Here is a 14,951-nt window from a genome sequence, read left to right on the forward strand (position 1 = left end):
TCAGGCTTTAAGCAAATCAGACAAGTATTGGCCATAGCCATTCTTTGACAGCAACTTAGCTTTTGCGGCGATTTCTTCTCTACTTAACCACTGCTTGTTAAAGGCGATCTCTTCCAAGCATGCAATTTTATATCCTTGCCGTTTCTCGATCGTCTCCACAAAGTGCGCCGCTTCAAGGAGACTTTCATGCGTACCAGTATCTAACCAGGCGTAGCCACGGCCAAGTAACTGAACATTCAGTTTATTGCGCTTCAAATATAACTCGTTCAAACAGGTAATTTCTAACTCCCCACGATGTGACGGTTTAACCTGCTTCGCGAGTTCTACAACCTGATTATCATAAAAGTACAGCCCAGTTACGGCAAAGTTGCTTTTAGGCTTTTCAGGCTTTTCTTCTATTGAGATCGCTTTTTTATTTTCATCGAACTCAACCACCCCAAAACGCTCAGGATCGTGGACCTGATAGCCAAATACAGTTGCCCCCTCTCCATTCTTGGCTTTCGCTACAGCGTTCTTTAACTTGGGTGTAAAATCCTGACCATAAAAAATATTATCCCCAAGGACCAGACAAACATCGTCCTCGCCAATGAAGGATTCACCTATAATAAACGCTTGGGCAAGACCATCTGGTGAAGGCTGAACAGCATACTCCAGGTTGATACCAAACTGTGTACCATCACCAAGCAGGCGCTGAAAACTACTCTGGTCTTCAAGTGTCGTGATCAAAAGAATCTCTTTGATACCAGCCAGCATCAAAACTGACAACGGATAATAAATCATAGGCTTGTCATAAACAGGCAGGAGCTGTTTAGAAACACCCATGGTAATAGGATAAAGACGGGTACCGGAACCACCGGCTAGTATAATACCTTTCATAACTTACTCTAATTATACTCCCAAGCGCTCTCGTGAATAAGAGCCATCGAGGACACGGGTCCACCACGCTTGATTGTTCAAATACCACATAACCGTTTTTCGAATACCCGATTCAAAAGTTTCCTGAGGTACCCAACCAAGCTCATCTGCAATTTTGCTCGCATCAATAGCATAGCGTACATCATGGCCTGGGCGATCTTTAACATAGGTAATCAAATCTGAATAATGTGCAACACCATCAGGCTTAGTGGGCACCAACTCTTCAAGTAACGCACAGATAGTTCTAACAACATCGATATTGGCTTTCTCATTGTGACCGCCAATGTTGTACGTCTCACCTACGTGCCCTTCTGTAACCACTTTATATAATGCTCGGGCATGGTCCTCAACATATAACCAATCACGTACCTGCAACCCATTGCCATACACAGGTAAAGACTTGCCTTCTAGCGCATTCAGTATCATTAACGGAATTAACTTTTCAGGAAAGTGATAAGGCCCATAGTTGTTCGAGCAATTAGTTACAATTGTGGGTAAAGCAAAAGTACGATGCCAGGCACGCACTAAATGATCGCTGGATGCTTTTGATGCGGAATAAGGCGAGCTTGGCGCATAAGGTGTTTCTTCTGTAAATAGGTCTTCTGGGCCTTCCAGGTCGCCATACACTTCGTCAGTTGAAATATGATGGAAGCGAAATTCTGACTTTTTGTCATCACTCAATGCTTGATAATAGAGTCTGGCAGCTTCAAGCAATTGATACGTGCCAATGATATTTGTCTCGATAAACTCTTTGGGACCATCTATCGAGCGATCGACATGGCTTTCTGCAGCGAGGTGCATTATTGCGTCAGGTTGATGTTGAGCAAACACACGGTCAAGCTCATTTTTATCACAAATATCAACCAGTTCAAAGCTATAACGTTCACTTGAAGAGACATCAGCGAGTGACTCAAGGTTTCCTGCATATGTCAGCTTATCTAGTACCACTACTGAATCTGTTGTCTCATTGATTATGTGCCTAACGACCGCTGAACCAATGAACCCAGCCCCCCCCGTGACAAGTAGCTTCATGCTTTTACCTCGTGCCAAAAAACTAAAAGGGAATTATACCTTTTTCAATGTCACCCTCGCAATGAAAAATGCTTGAAATAATAGCCAAAATACCGCTAACAGTTTGTTTAATATCGTAAAATCAAAGTGATTTTTACCATACTACGGAAACGACATAAAAAACTGCTGGTAATAAAAAATAGCAGTACATGCTACCCGTTAAGCTTTTCGAGCCAATCTAAAGCTGCATATTCAACTAATAAACCGCAGAATTCGTAAGGCGTTTCCATAAAGAGGGAATTGATACACCAATTCTTATTTAGGCAAACCAAAACACAGGTTGAAATGAAAAACTGGTCCGCCAAGGCTAGCTCAGAGTAATCGTAAGTACAATTACAACAAGCTTTTTTAGGTTAGAAAAACCTATAACAACACGGAATCCAAGTCAATAAAGCATCCTATTGATTATCTCAGATAATCCTAGCTTAAAAAGTGAAAATTCCGCTTTTCATAAAGACTAAAATATTATGTAGAGCTACTTTTTATAGCCGTAATAGGCTTAGCAGGAACTCCACCATAGATATAATTATCTTCTGTCATCTCTTTAGTCAGAGCAGAATTAGCTGCAAGTAAAGATGATTGTGGTAATACGGACCCAGCGGTTAGTGTGCAGTTTGCTCCGACCCAAGCTCCCTCATGCACAGAAATTGGCTTGGTATCCGATTTACCATATCTAAATGAGCCATTTTTCAGTGTATGATTCCCGGAAACTAATACACTACTAAAGCCTATCATAACACCATTATTTAAGGTTATTCTATCTATGGCGTTTACAACGACGAAGGGCGCCAAATAAACATTATCACCAAAATAGCAGTTTTCAAGATTTCTAATTATCGCATTGGAAGAAACCTGAAAATTTTTGCCACACACCGGCATCCCTAAACTATATAATGCTCCCCGAAATCTCATGATGAAAGGAATATCTGGTAACCACCCTAAAAACAAACGAATGAACCAAGTATATAACAGCAACCCCTTGTGCTTCATACTACCTCACCTCTAAAATACTATTCAATTGCTGTAACCAGTAATTCTGGAGGGATATTTCAGACATACTTTTTGCACCACTTGTTAGCTTATTCAATAGTGCATCATCAGATAATAAGTTTTCGAGCTTGCTATAAAGTTCATCTCTGGAACCTGGTGTAAAAATCAATCCATTTTCACCATCTTTTACAAACGCCTTAACACCACCAACGTTGGATACAATAACCGGTTTGTGATGAGACCACCCTTCCATTATAACTCTCGGAAAACCCTCGTAATGATTATTTGAAGGCACAACCACGACATCCGAAGCATCGTATAGTTTCGAAAGCTCCGAGTGTTTAAGCTGACCCATGAACCTTACTTGATTTTCCAGACCCAGCTTACTAGACATCCGTTGCGCTGACTCAAGCTCCGGCCCACCACCAACTATCGTTGCCGCTACTTTACCTTTTAGGCGGTAAACAACCTCCAGTAAATCAAAAACCCCTTTATCTTCGACAATACGTCCAACAAAAAGTAAATTAAGCCTTTCCTGATTAGACGGCGATGGTGCATTTATCAATTCTGGCTGTTTCACCATAACATCCACAAATTGGTGAGTATTACTAGGGGAGTGCGTACGGCTAAAGTCCTCAAGCACGTCACCTGTGCACAAATTAATGGTGTTTTCGTGTTTACAAATCTTTCTTAGCTGCCAACGAATGAGCCTTGATAATAGAAAACCGAGCAGCTTCTCTATTCCTTTATACTTTTTACCACGCCACGTATTTGAAGCATCGGCGCACATATGATGGATAACTTTTTCACCGGCTTTAAGCGCTTGCAGACCAAAGACAATACTCCCCATCGAAGGAGTTCGGATCCAAAAATACGCACCAGGGTGCTCCGCAATCACTTTATCTGCACTTTGTTGGAACGCTTTTAAGTACCCAGCTTTAGTAATTGATTTCAGTGTGAAGTCTTTTGTGGATTTATATGCTGGCGAAGGGTAGAAGTGAGAATGCGCCACCTTGGTACTAAATGTAGTCGGTTGCTCAGAAACTTCCTTCATAGGTGAACAGACATAAACATTGTCTTTACCAACAAGATCTTGCAAAAATGCCGCCGATGTTGGCTTTGTATAACAATAGCCATCATAATACTCGAAAGTTTCACCTACAAAAGCTACAATTTTCATAAAAAACCCACTTACTCAATATGGAAATAAAGGTGTATAACCCTTAGCACGGCTAGAAATTTAGACTAAAGGTTAAGTTTAATGTACTTAACTTAGAGAGAGACAATACTAAGAAAAGCAGCCAAAATGGCACACCTTTATAATAACGCCCTACTTGTTTGTAAAACGCATACAACAAGAAAGGCTCTAACAACAAATAAAGTTTATAGTATCGTCCAGATATCACAGTGAAATCGCTAATCACAATACTAAAAATTACAACAAAAAAGGAAAGGAAGACAAGTTCTGGATATACTATCTTTACCTTACTTACTAGTAAAAGAACAATAAAAAAAAGTGCGATTATTAAGTACAGAGTACCCGCCAGAGAGCGTCCGACATTGTACTTTGTACCCACATAATAAGAATAGCCAAAGCTCACTAAAAGATACTCTATAACCAACTTTAGCAATATTAAACCTAGTACAAAAGCCAAACTAAAAAACACATTCTTTTTAGACTTCAATCCATTCGATACGCCAAAAAAAAGTTTTTGATAGATTGCAAACATAGCACCAAGTATCACTCCAAAATGAAAAACGCTAGTGATAGGTGCTAAAATATATATGAGCCTACTATTGTGAAATTTCCTAAAAACAATCACAAAGATAATACAAGCTAATGAGTATCGAAGCTGCGTACCAATAAAACCCTGAGAAGATAATATCAAATTAGGCAATGCAAAGAGCATTATCGCGGGTTTTCTATAAAGAAAAAACAGCAATATTGCTATTAAAAAAAGGACTGACATAAAGAAGGTTTCAAAGCTCAAAGAAAAGAACTGAAAGAAGTCAGCCAAAAACTCAAAACCTAGCTCAAATTGATGCCAATCATTATTATAATTACTTTCGTAATTTTTGTAGTCTACATTTAGTGCTCTATCATAGTTCATCAAGGCAAATACACATGAAACACCAATCAACCCGACGAAAAGGCTGATTATACTTTCCACTTTGACAAATCTACTGACGCGCATTTTTAAAGCTTTTCCAAAATAACACTAGGTAACGCACCTTTAACCACTTTCTTTAAAAAAATGGAAAAAAAGCTTGTAGTTATATTGTTTTTCACAGAATAGAGCAATGCTTCAATATACTTTTTGTGCGCTATTATTGTTCGTAATATAACTATTTTCTTAAAACCTTTGTTTGCTTCATCTGACAAGTATGATGAGTAATTTTCTAACCACATAGCAGAGAACAAATAGTCGTTTAGCTTGGGGATCTGAACAAAATCATATACAACTTCATCAAGTAATGTAAAAGTTGCTCCAACCTGTTCCAAAGCCAAACAGTATTGATAATCCTGATGACGCTTTAGATCATCAAACTGAACACGCTGAGCTAAACTAGCAGATAACATTATGCCACTCGTTTGAATTATCTCACATGCAACAAATAGATAATCACCAACCCTTTCATGTTGGGAGATGGCACGTCGTGGTCTAGTGAATGTTCTGCCTGATGGCTCAATAATTTTACACCGGCTATAGATAACGTGGTTTAAGCCTTTCTCGTTTAGCAAGCTCAACTGCTTATTTAATTTTTCAGGATACCATTCGTCATCGTAGTCTAAAAATGCAATAACACTTCCAGACGCTGCTTCCACGCCGGTATTTCTCGCGGTGGCGCCATTAGAGTTCGTTGCATGTCGGATTACCCTAAGCCTTGGATCATGCAATGAGGAAAGCTCATCTTCCGCTTTACATGGTGAGCAATCATCAACAACAATGACTTCAAGATGTGTGTAAGATTGATTCAGCGCACTTCTAACGGATTTGATTAGTAGCCCGCTATTCTTTGAATAAAATGGAATAATGACAGAGATTAGCTGCATTGTAGAAGACAACCTATTTGCGACTTTTTGCAAAGCCTTTGATGGCATAATGGAGGAAATAGTAGCAGGATTTTAATAAGCCCAAGTTAACCTCGTTGCGATACAAACGCCATTGCCATTTCAATATTTCCACCTTATTCTGACTCATGCCAACATCGGTACGATAAAATGCCAGTACTTGAGTTATACAATGCGCTTTAGGCGTTTTTTCTAATATCTTCAACCATAATGCCATGTCCTGGCGTTTGCGTATCTTAGGCATATAGAACTTGCCTAAACGTTTTGCATTGTACACCGCCGTTAAGCAACCAATTACATTACTTTTTAACAGCTCAGAGCGTGTTACAGATTCAACAGGCACAACCGTGCCAGCCAGTTTGCCATGCGTTACCTTTTGATAGGCCGTATAAGTAAAATCAACCTTATGCTCAAGCATATAGTTCAGCTGAATTTTTAACTTATCGGGGTGCCACATATCATCCGAATCTAGAAACGCAATAAAATCACCTTTAGCTCGAGAGATGGCATTATTTCTCGCGACTCCCGCTCCCTGATTCTCTGTTTGGATTTGCACTTTGATACGCGGATCTTGAGAAGCATAATTTTCAAGAATACTCTGCGTACCGTCTTGTGAGTTATCATCGGTAATCAATAATTCCCAATACTCATAAGACTGATTTAAAACTGAATTTATCGCCTCATCTATGAATTTTTCAGCATTATAGCTCGGCATTATAATAGATACTAAAGGAGTCATTACTGGCCCATACCAAAAATGACAACTTTCACCGTTTTTAATAAAATTTTCAGATCAGTCAGAGTTCGATGATGTTTGATATAATGGATATCATATTTATGCTTCCACACAGCGTCTTCCACCGACTCACCATAACGATAAGACGTCTGCGCTAACCCAGTTACACCTGGCTTTACCGCATGGCGAAAACGGTAGTAGGGGATCCTCTTTTCCAATTCTTTAATGAATACTTCTCGTTCTGGACGAGGGCCGACCAAAGACATCTCTCCTTTCAACACGTTTATAAGCTGAGGAAGCTCGTCAATTCTGGTCCTACGAATGAATTTACCCACGCGAGTAACTCTCGAGTCATACTTTGATGCCCATTGTGCGCCATTACTTTCAGCATCCTGACGCATAGACCTGAACTTTATTACGTGAAACTCTTGGTTATACTGTCCAGTCCTTTGTTGTTTATAAAGTACCGGACCACGGCTCTCCAACTTAATCAATATTGCCGTAATCAACGCAATAGGGATAGTCAAGACAAGCAAGAAAAACGAAAACAGTATGTCTAAAGTGCGCTTTACAACTTGCGTCCGTTTAGACGACAGAATAGTGAATGATTTTTGGTGCAAAAAATAGCTGCTATGCAATAAATCTACTTCAGTATAACCATTTCTTTCATCTAAATAGCTCACCAAAGGTTCTACCCAAGCACCATACTCTGTCGCTTCTACAAGAAACAGGTTTTGCTTAGCTTCCAAGCGGCTAGACTCATAATGACATAGCACCTTATTCTCGAATGAGGTAACGGTATAATCATTAAATACCACTTTAAATCCGCAGCCTTCTAATAGTTTGCTGAGTACCTCAATCCGATCTTCCGGGCTATATAGGTAGACAGTGCCTTGGTTACGAGCTTTAAATGCCGTAGATCTGAACGGTAATTTCTTCAAGATATATAACTCCTACCTACACTAAACTATTTCTGACAGCTACGCTGGTTAGACAAAGTTATAAGTATATATCTAAGCATTAGTACTAAAGATGTTAGAACGAGCACAGCCACAGCAGCCAGCACTGAAAAAAGGCCTTTTCTGGGAAAAAATGGATACTCAGCAATAAAAGGCGGATCAACTACTTCAAACATCGCCTCTTCTCTTGTTGTAGCCATCATTTTCTTCTTCTCTTCTTCTTCGATTAACTTATAAAGCACTTGATTCAACGACTCGAGAGCTTGGGTTTCGATTCGATTTTGATAATAGCTTATGCTCTTTTCCGCATCGTTTATTTCTTTGTATTTGAAATATTGATTTACATAGTCAACCAGCTTATCCAATGTTTCTTTAGCGAAAAGCGGAGAATAATGCGTCAAGGTAATTGTCACAAAGCTCGAATCTTTATCTTGAGTTATAGTGAAAAAATCCTTTAAAAAGACTGCATAGACTTGTAAATCACTTGGCTCGAAGCTTAGCCCATCTTCACTTTCTTTCCAGCTTTTGCTGTCATTATCATAGAGTTCATCATCATAAGTCAGTTCATTATTGCTTTGATCCCAACCTGTTGCAGCCCAAAATGCCGGCTTTAAATTATGCTCGTTAATAAAGTCAACAATGAACTTCCTACTTTCTAACGTAGCAAGAGCCAACTGTGTCTTATCATCTCCCCCACCCAAGTTAATCCCTGACAAAGCAGCTAAACCGCCAATTGCACTGTTACTCGGAGAAGACTTAGCAGATGATACAGGTGACACCAGAACTTCACTTTTGTATTCGTTTGGTAACTGAGAGACCCCCAAATAGGTTGCAACAAACGCAACCACAGATACACATAGAATGATTTGCCACTTAGACAGTATGAAATATATCAAGTCTATAAAATCAACCTCTTCATCGAGGTAACTTTTCGCGGTGATATTATTGTCCTGCATATTGAAATACCTTTGCATCAAAGACTAGTAATAGCGGCAAGTGCGATACCTAACTGGTAGGCGATTTGGGTTGCCGTGCTCCAGAGAGTAAAGTTGTCCATATGTGAGGAGTCCATAGGCACTACAATGGTGTCTCCGGCTTCTAGCCCACCCTGATGATCTTCAACTGCGAACCAGCTCGACTTCCTTGGCAATACAACTGAACCATTCGCTTTGATGATATAAATTTGATCTTCTTCAGCCCTATCCTTCATACCACCGCTGAGATCGATATATTCATCCAAACTGATCCCTTTTCTGAATAAGTGCGCTGACGGGTAATTCACCTCTCCGATAATCGAGATAGAATCCTGCAATACAGGTACATATAATGTATCCCCATCTTGCAAAACAACATCTTCCATCTTTGATAGGATTCTAGGCAAATCAATTACTAATCGCCCAACTGCTTCAACTTTTGAGAGATCGGCCATTATCTTGTTCATGTCTGAATAACTCAATGAAGCACTAGAAACTGATTTTTGCATGCTTCTGGCGGCTAGATCTTTGCGCAAGTTTTCAGACAGCGTTTCTATTTGTTTCTCTTCTTGTTCTTTAAGCGATTCGCGAGTCAAGATCGCGGCTTTGGGCTCTGCAAAGCCTGTAAGGCCGCCCGCTCTTTGGATCAAACTATGTAACGTATCACCTCGTTTAACACTGTACGTACCAGGAAAATTAACTTCTCCTTGCAAACTAACGCGATAACTTTCTTGCCAATTTGGCTTTGTCAGAATATTTACCGTGTCTCGGCTTTGTAAGCGTTCTTCAGCCGTTTCTGCGTTCCAATCCAGACGGAGGTTCGATATTTCTCCTGTCTCAGCGTAACGAGTAAGCTCAAAGTACTCAGCATAAGCTGACTCAAGCAAGCCGCCTGCAGCATCAATTGCATCTTCAATTGTGGCATTTTCAGCCAGAGGGTAGATACCTGGGAATTTAACTTTACCGAGTACCTCAAAGGTTGCAACCTGACTGCCAACACTCGCCTGTTGTTGTAGTTTTAAGTTTATAGGGGCTAATAATTGCTCTCGGCTAAAAGGCGCCAGGCCTGCTGCTTTTTTCTCTAAGTAGCGCTCTTTAATTCCAACTGACTTCTCGTCAAGGCTAAGACCAAATAATACTTTTTGCTCGAATTGGCTGTGTTCGTACAAATGCCAAAGCTTCACCTTCTCTTGTAAGCTCTTTTGCTCTGCTGTAAGTGCTAAGTTTACAAGCACCTCTTCTTCTTCAAGCGCAGAAGAGAAGCGACTGAAGATAAACAGCTTATCATTCTTTTGAAGCATCACTTTTTTGCCAGTGAGCACATCGTTTATTGAAAACTGCAGTACTTCAATATTACTGAGTTGATCTCGCTCCCGAACAATAATGGCGTATTCTAAGTCCGCTTGCGGTAGCAAATCCGTTTTTAAATTAGTCAGGATCTGATCTACCGAAATGCCGTCTTTCCACTGATAGTGACCTGGTCGAGTCACGGCACCTATCAGTGTAATAGAATCGACAATCGTTTCTCCGACAGGCATCACTTTAATATGATCGCCTCCTTGAGGCACATAGGTTGTTTCAGATGCATTTCGATAATCAACAGATAACGCACTGCTGACAGCATTGTCAACAACACGATTAACCTGAACTTTCTTTAGGTAAGCCTCAGCTTTAAACCCCCCAAACATCTGCTTAAGTTCTTGTGCAGACTCACCATTTTTTAATTCAAAAATAGCAGCTCTTCTAACCATTCCTTCGACTTTAACCTGAGGGCCAACAGATGGTACAAAAACAACATCTCCATCGCGCAGTGTGATGTCGCCTGCACTATCACCTCTTAAAAGCAAATCATATAAATCAAGCTCAGCTGCAACATTACCGTCACGTTTAACCTGTACACTCCGTAACGATGCGATATCACTCAAACCACCGCTCGCAAACAGCGCGTGAGTAACCGTAGACAGTGGGGAAAGCACGTAGCTACCAGGTTTATAGGCTTCGCCTACAACCATGACTCGAATAGAGCGAAGTTCTGCAAGCGACACATAAGCATTTAAACCAATTGCCTCACGTTTTATTTTCTCTTGAAGCAATTTTTTTAATTCACTGTAGGTCAGGCCAGCAACACTCACGGGTGAATAGTCAGGAATACTTAGCATGCCCTCACCATCCACAATAACACGATGAGAATGGCTTTCTTTACCGTAGAGGTTGACCGAAATAACATCACCAACACCAATGATATAACCTTGAGGAGCCGAAACTGCCTCTGTTGGAGCAAAAGTAGTTGGCTCACCAGAGAATAAGTCATAACCAAACGGCTCTAGTTCCTCCACCTTAGGTTTCAAGGGGTCTTCAACCACCTCTTCCTCTTCTCGCTCGATGTCTCTCGGTAGTATGCTATTTATGTTTTCTTTTTTAGTTTGCGGGTTTACTGCCCCCGAAGTAGTGGCAGAACCAAGTGTGGAAATATCTACACCATATTGCTTAGCTAGCGCCTGTTGCTGTTCTTCTGGCAGTTTCTTAAATTGTGCTATTTGTTCTGGTGTTGGGTTAAATGCCAAAATAATAGAACTAAAAACGAGTGTCATTAGTGCAAAAAAGCGCTTTAAGAACATTCCAAACCTGCTACTAGTTGTACAAAGATAAAAAAGATTCGATATTTTACACGAATAGTCGCCAATAGAAAAAGGGACTTTCGCCCCTTTTAGTATTTTCTTTGTGAATTTAAGTACAAGCTTTGTTAAAAGCTGTAAACCAAGGTCAAAGATGTTTCCGTATCGGTATTTTCTTTGCCTTCGTCGACTGTTGAGTTATGAGTAATATTGTACGCCACCTTCATCTGCAAAGATCCGTTAATTTTAGTCATCAATGCTGATTCAGACGTTGTTTTAGTATTGGTATCACCGTACTCCACCCCAACCACTTGCGTGAAACGGGCGTTATCGGATACCTGCCACTCAAAGTCTACCTTGGCAACACCAATCACTTCATTATCTGTGGTGCCAGCAAGCGGGTTACCATTCTCATCAACCTCGGTACTATCGTCCTGATACTCAAAACGTTTCATACCCGGACCAATTTCAGCATCCAGGTACATAGTGTCCAGGCTCAATAGGCGTAAACCGTAACCCACCGATACAACGGTTTCACTGCGATAAGCACCAAAGTAATCAGAATCGTACGAGCCATAGATAAACAAGTGGCTATGGTCTTCGGTCAGCTTATAGTTACCCTGCATAGACACAGAGTACTTCTCATTGGTGCGTTCGCTGATGCGTTCACCATCATCATTTTCGATTTCATCTTCCTTATAGATACCGTCCAGTTTGTATTCATTACGCCAGTTTTCAAGGTTATGCTTGGCTTTAAGCGCACCTTTGAGTGTTGTGGTCTCGGTGTTACCACTGGTAATAATGGCCCCCACTTCACTGGTGATATCCCAGGCTTTTTCCTGTTTTGGCTTCGTTGCAGGGGCTTCTTCTGCAGCAACATTCGTGCTAATCGCTGCCAATACGCACAGAGATAATAATTTTAATTTCATTGCCTATAAACCTGTCATTAATTAGTCTTTGTGAAGGTGAATATCCATTTGTGGGAATGGAATTTCGATATTAGCATCATCCAATGCTAATTTTATATTCTCTACAAGGTCAAAGTAAGTGGGCCAATAATCAGAAGTCGCCACCCAAGGGCGCACAACAAAATTGACACTTGAATCCGCCATTTCTAGTACAGCGACTGTATAAGCGGGCTCTTTCAGGATCCGCTGATCTTTGTCCAGCACGGATTTTAACACATTTTTTGCCTCTCTGAGATCAGCCTCATAGCTTACCCCGATAACCAAGTCTATTCGTCGTGTTTTCTCACGAGAGTAGTTGACGATTGCACCCGACATAATCGCTGAGTTTGGCATGATGATAACCTTGTTATCCGGTGTTCTCAGTTCAGTAGAGAAGATCTCAATACGCTGTACACTGCCCCCTTTACCACCCGCTTCGATATAATCTCCAGACTTAAATGGCCTGAGAATAATAATCAAAACACCAGAAGCGAAATTCGACAACGAGCCTTGCAATGCTAAGCCGATTGCCAAACCAGCAGCACCGAGAATGGCCACAAAAGAGGTTGTCTCTATGCCAACCTGTGAAAGCGCCATAAGTAAGGTTGCTGCAAACACAATGCTGTATGCGATATTGCCGACAAACGCGCCAACGGCTTTGTCTACCTTACGCTTGTTAAACGCCTTTTCTGTGAGGTTTGCAGCAAGCTTTGCCAGTTTCATACCTACAAAGAAGATAACAAGCGCTAATAGCCCCTGTAAAAGATAGTGAATGATAAGAGAAGAGTTATCATCGACCCAATGAACGATTGATTCCATAGTGACTCCTGTGTGCACTTGAGTGAGATAGCGGGGTGAGTGTACTCCGCCAGTATGAATATTCGCTTTACAGATTAGGATACTCAACAAACTTCTTTGAGATTTTTTTCAATTTAACCCTTTGCAAAGCCCGTGTTTTTATGTATTATGCGCGCCACACCAGCAAAGGTGTTATCTATTTGTGGCGGCTGTAGCTCAGTTGGTAGAGCCCCGGATTGTGATTCCGGTTGTCGCGAGTTCAAGCCTCGTCAGTCGCCCCACTTTTCCCTTGTTACCATCCCCTTTTTTATTTATCAAAACCGTTCTGTTCGCATTAATTTTGCTTACACAAGATCCAGTTGTCCATTTGTATCAGGTTTACATAACTATATCCTTCATGCTAGATATAGACACATTTTCGTTACATTTCAATGATTATGTCAATTTTTCGGCATAAAAAATGCCACCTTACGGTGGCATTACACACGGGATTATTTCTACTTTACAGATAGAAATTCTTTTCGCTATTTCCAGCTTCTCATTTTATGACCTTTTAGGGCATAGAATAGAATAAACAGATAGCTGGGTAGCATTAAACTATACGCACCTTGAGCGCCAAGGCCTGCAACATTACCGACTCCGATTAACAGCGGTCCTAACGCGCCCCCTGCAATACCCATGATCAACAGGCCTGATGCTGTACCTGTCAAACGCCCTAAGCCATCAAGCGCCAAAGGCCAAATTGCAGGCCACACCATCGCATTTGCAAAGCCTAACAGAGCAATACACAGAAGCGGATCCGGCAGCTGAGGGCCACCAAATGGAACAAGCAGTAAATTTGCCAGAGCAGTCGATTCATTGTCCCCTAAAACTACAGCAAAAACGGTAACAATACCAGCGATTGCAGACATGACGAGTGCATTTTGTTGTGACATAAAGCGTGGGATCAGCGCGATACCAATCGCGTAACCAATCAGCATACAACCCATAGTATAGGAAGTCATGACAGAGTAATCAGCAATCCCTAACTGCAAAGCGTACGAACCAATGGTGTCTGCAGCGATCACTTCTACCGCAACATACAGTGCAATACCGATCACACCCAAAGCGAGATGGGGGTGGCTCAGGGCTTCTTTCACTTCCCCTTTACTGGTTTGACCTTCTTCTTCAAACACTAAGTCTGGTAATGGAGAAAACTTAGCAAATGCAGCAAATAAGAAAATCAGCCCTGCGATACCTAGGTAAGGTGCTATCAGGCTATTCGCCATCATATCTTTCTGAGCCTGACTCAGTGATTCACCCTCATTCACAACACCGCTTACAACCACGGCAGCGAATACGATCGGAACAATTACACCGGCCGACTTATTCAGCAATCCCATAATACACACACGCACAGCAGCAGAGCGTTCTGAGCCCATTTTTACTACATAAGGGTTTACCGCGGTTTGAAGCACCGTCTGACCAACCCCGATCATAAGTTGCGCGAACAAGAAGATCTCAATCATTTGCATCTTCGCTGCCGGAATATACATCAGCGCAGACAACGCCATGACTGCACAACCAATCGCCATGCCATTTTTATACCCAACTCGCTTTATCAGCATCGCTGAGGGGATCCCCGCAACGGTTACGGCGATATAAAATGAGGAAATAATGAAAGAGGCCTGTAGCGGACTCAGTTCCAGCATTTGCTGAAGGAATGGTGTGATAGCACCATTTAACCAGGTGATACAGCCCAATATAAAAAACATTGAGCCAGCAAGTGTCATAGGTAACCAGACACTCTGCTTTTCGAGGTCATCTTTTTCCACTGTCGCTTCCATAAAACTCTTCTTGTTGCTAATTAAGATTAATACAGGTCGGATTAAAA

The 14,951-nt window shown here is 41.2% G+C and carries 13 protein-coding genes and 1 tRNA gene; 1 reads left to right on the forward strand and 13 read right to left on the reverse strand.

Features of this window, described 5'->3' with window-relative positions; translation table 11 throughout:
* From rfbA to CWC22_RS17475, 12 genes are all read right to left on the reverse strand, one after another.
* Positions 1–876 (reverse strand): glucose-1-phosphate thymidylyltransferase RfbA, encoded by an 876-nt coding sequence (gene rfbA, locus CWC22_RS17420; RefSeq protein WP_138537448.1) that lies wholly within the window; start codon positions 874–876, stop codon positions 1–3.
* A gap of 12 nt (positions 877–888) precedes the next feature.
* Positions 889–1,947, reverse strand: coding sequence for a dTDP-glucose 4,6-dehydratase (rfbB, locus tag CWC22_RS17425; protein ID WP_125558957.1), 1,059 nt, complete (start codon positions 1,945–1,947; stop codon positions 889–891).
* 504 nt (positions 1,948–2,451) lie between these two features.
* Positions 2,452–2,976, reverse strand: a complete 525-nt coding sequence (locus CWC22_RS17430; RefSeq protein ID WP_138537446.1) for an acyltransferase — start codon at positions 2,974–2,976, stop codon at positions 2,452–2,454.
* Position 2,977: 1 nt separating this feature from the next.
* A complete protein-coding gene (locus tag CWC22_RS17435; protein WP_138537444.1) occupies positions 2,978–4,156 on the reverse strand; it encodes a glycosyltransferase family 4 protein in 1,179 nt (392 codons plus the stop codon).
* Between the two features lie 52 nt (positions 4,157–4,208).
* Positions 4,209–5,171, reverse strand: coding sequence for an EpsG family protein (locus CWC22_RS17440; protein ID WP_125558951.1), 963 nt, complete (start codon positions 5,169–5,171; stop codon positions 4,209–4,211).
* A 2-nt stretch (positions 5,172–5,173) separates the two neighbouring features.
* Entirely contained in the window at positions 5,174–6,031 is an 858-nt protein-coding gene (locus CWC22_RS17445) for a glycosyltransferase family 2 protein (protein WP_171045022.1), read from the reverse strand.
* 13 nt (positions 6,032–6,044) lie between these two features.
* On the reverse strand, positions 6,045–6,788 hold the full coding sequence (locus CWC22_RS17450) for a glycosyltransferase family 2 protein (RefSeq protein ID WP_125558947.1): 744 nt from the start codon (positions 6,786–6,788) through the stop codon (positions 6,045–6,047).
* Complete coding sequence (locus CWC22_RS17455) at positions 6,788–7,726, reverse strand: exopolysaccharide biosynthesis polyprenyl glycosylphosphotransferase (protein ID WP_326838517.1); 939 nt, start codon at positions 7,724–7,726, stop codon at positions 6,788–6,790. The genes CWC22_RS17450 and CWC22_RS17455 overlap by 1 nt, the downstream gene beginning before the upstream one ends.
* Before the next feature lie 26 nt (positions 7,727–7,752).
* On the reverse strand, positions 7,753–8,700 hold the full coding sequence (locus tag CWC22_RS17460) for a hypothetical protein (RefSeq protein WP_171045021.1): 948 nt from the start codon (positions 8,698–8,700) through the stop codon (positions 7,753–7,755).
* Between the two features lie 17 nt (positions 8,701–8,717).
* Entirely contained in the window at positions 8,718–11,336 is a 2,619-nt protein-coding gene (locus CWC22_RS17465) for a polysaccharide biosynthesis/export family protein (RefSeq protein WP_138537434.1), read from the reverse strand.
* A 125-nt stretch (positions 11,337–11,461) separates the two neighbouring features.
* Complete coding sequence (locus tag CWC22_RS17470) at positions 11,462–12,262, reverse strand: DUF481 domain-containing protein (protein ID WP_125558939.1); 801 nt, start codon at positions 12,260–12,262, stop codon at positions 11,462–11,464.
* Between the two features lie 21 nt (positions 12,263–12,283).
* Positions 12,284–13,099 carry a mechanosensitive ion channel family protein gene (locus CWC22_RS17475; protein WP_010383629.1) on the reverse strand — a complete coding sequence of 272 codons (816 nt, stop codon included), beginning with the start codon at positions 13,097–13,099 and terminating at the stop codon, positions 12,284–12,286.
* A 184-nt stretch (positions 13,100–13,283) separates the two neighbouring features.
* Here CWC22_RS17475 and CWC22_RS17480 point away from each other — a divergent pair.
* Positions 13,284–13,359 (forward strand) — tRNA-His (locus tag CWC22_RS17480).
* A 243-nt stretch (positions 13,360–13,602) separates the two neighbouring features.
* On the opposite strand, the gene nagP is transcribed toward CWC22_RS17480, so the two are convergent.
* Entirely contained in the window at positions 13,603–14,904 is a 1,302-nt protein-coding gene (nagP, locus tag CWC22_RS17485) for an N-acetylglucosamine MFS transporter NagP (RefSeq protein WP_125558936.1), read from the reverse strand.
* Positions 14,905–14,951 lie beyond the last annotated feature (47 nt).

Origin of the sequence: Pseudoalteromonas rubra (assembly GCF_005886805.2) — a bacterium.
In the GTDB taxonomy this organism is placed as follows: Bacteria; Pseudomonadota; Gammaproteobacteria; order Enterobacterales; family Alteromonadaceae; genus Pseudoalteromonas; species Pseudoalteromonas rubra_D.

Excerpts from the sequence above, each read along its gene's own strand:
- rfbA (WP_138537448.1), bottom strand. The coding sequence starts at position 876 with ATGAAAGGTATTATACTAGCCGGTGGTTCCGGTACCCGTCTTTATCCT.
- rfbB (WP_125558957.1), bottom strand. The coding sequence starts at position 1,947 with ATGAAGCTACTTGTCACGGGGGGGGCTGGGTTCATTGGTTCAGCGGTC.
- CWC22_RS17430 (WP_138537446.1), bottom strand. The coding sequence starts at position 2,976 with ATGAAGCACAAGGGGTTGCTGTTATATACTTGGTTCATTCGTTTGTTT.
- CWC22_RS17435 (WP_138537444.1), bottom strand. The coding sequence starts at position 4,156 with ATGAAAATTGTAGCTTTTGTAGGTGAAACTTTCGAGTATTATGATGGC.
- CWC22_RS17440 (WP_125558951.1), bottom strand. The coding sequence starts at position 5,171 with ATGCGCGTCAGTAGATTTGTCAAAGTGGAAAGTATAATCAGCCTTTTC.
- CWC22_RS17445 (WP_171045022.1), bottom strand. The coding sequence starts at position 6,031 with ATGCAGCTAATCTCTGTCATTATTCCATTTTATTCAAAGAATAGCGGG.
- CWC22_RS17450 (WP_125558947.1), bottom strand. The coding sequence starts at position 6,788 with ATGACTCCTTTAGTATCTATTATAATGCCGAGCTATAATGCTGAAAAA.
- CWC22_RS17460 (WP_171045021.1), bottom strand. The coding sequence starts at position 8,700 with ATGCAGGACAATAATATCACCGCGAAAAGTTACCTCGATGAAGAGGTT.
- CWC22_RS17465 (WP_138537434.1), bottom strand. The coding sequence starts at position 11,336 with ATGTTCTTAAAGCGCTTTTTTGCACTAATGACACTCGTTTTTAGTTCT.
- CWC22_RS17470 (WP_125558939.1), bottom strand. The coding sequence starts at position 12,262 with ATGAAATTAAAATTATTATCTCTGTGCGTATTGGCAGCGATTAGCACG.
- CWC22_RS17475 (WP_010383629.1), bottom strand. The coding sequence starts at position 13,099 with ATGGAATCAATCGTTCATTGGGTCGATGATAACTCTTCTCTTATCATT.
- nagP (WP_125558936.1), bottom strand. The coding sequence starts at position 14,904 with ATGGAAGCGACAGTGGAAAAAGATGACCTCGAAAAGCAGAGTGTCTGG.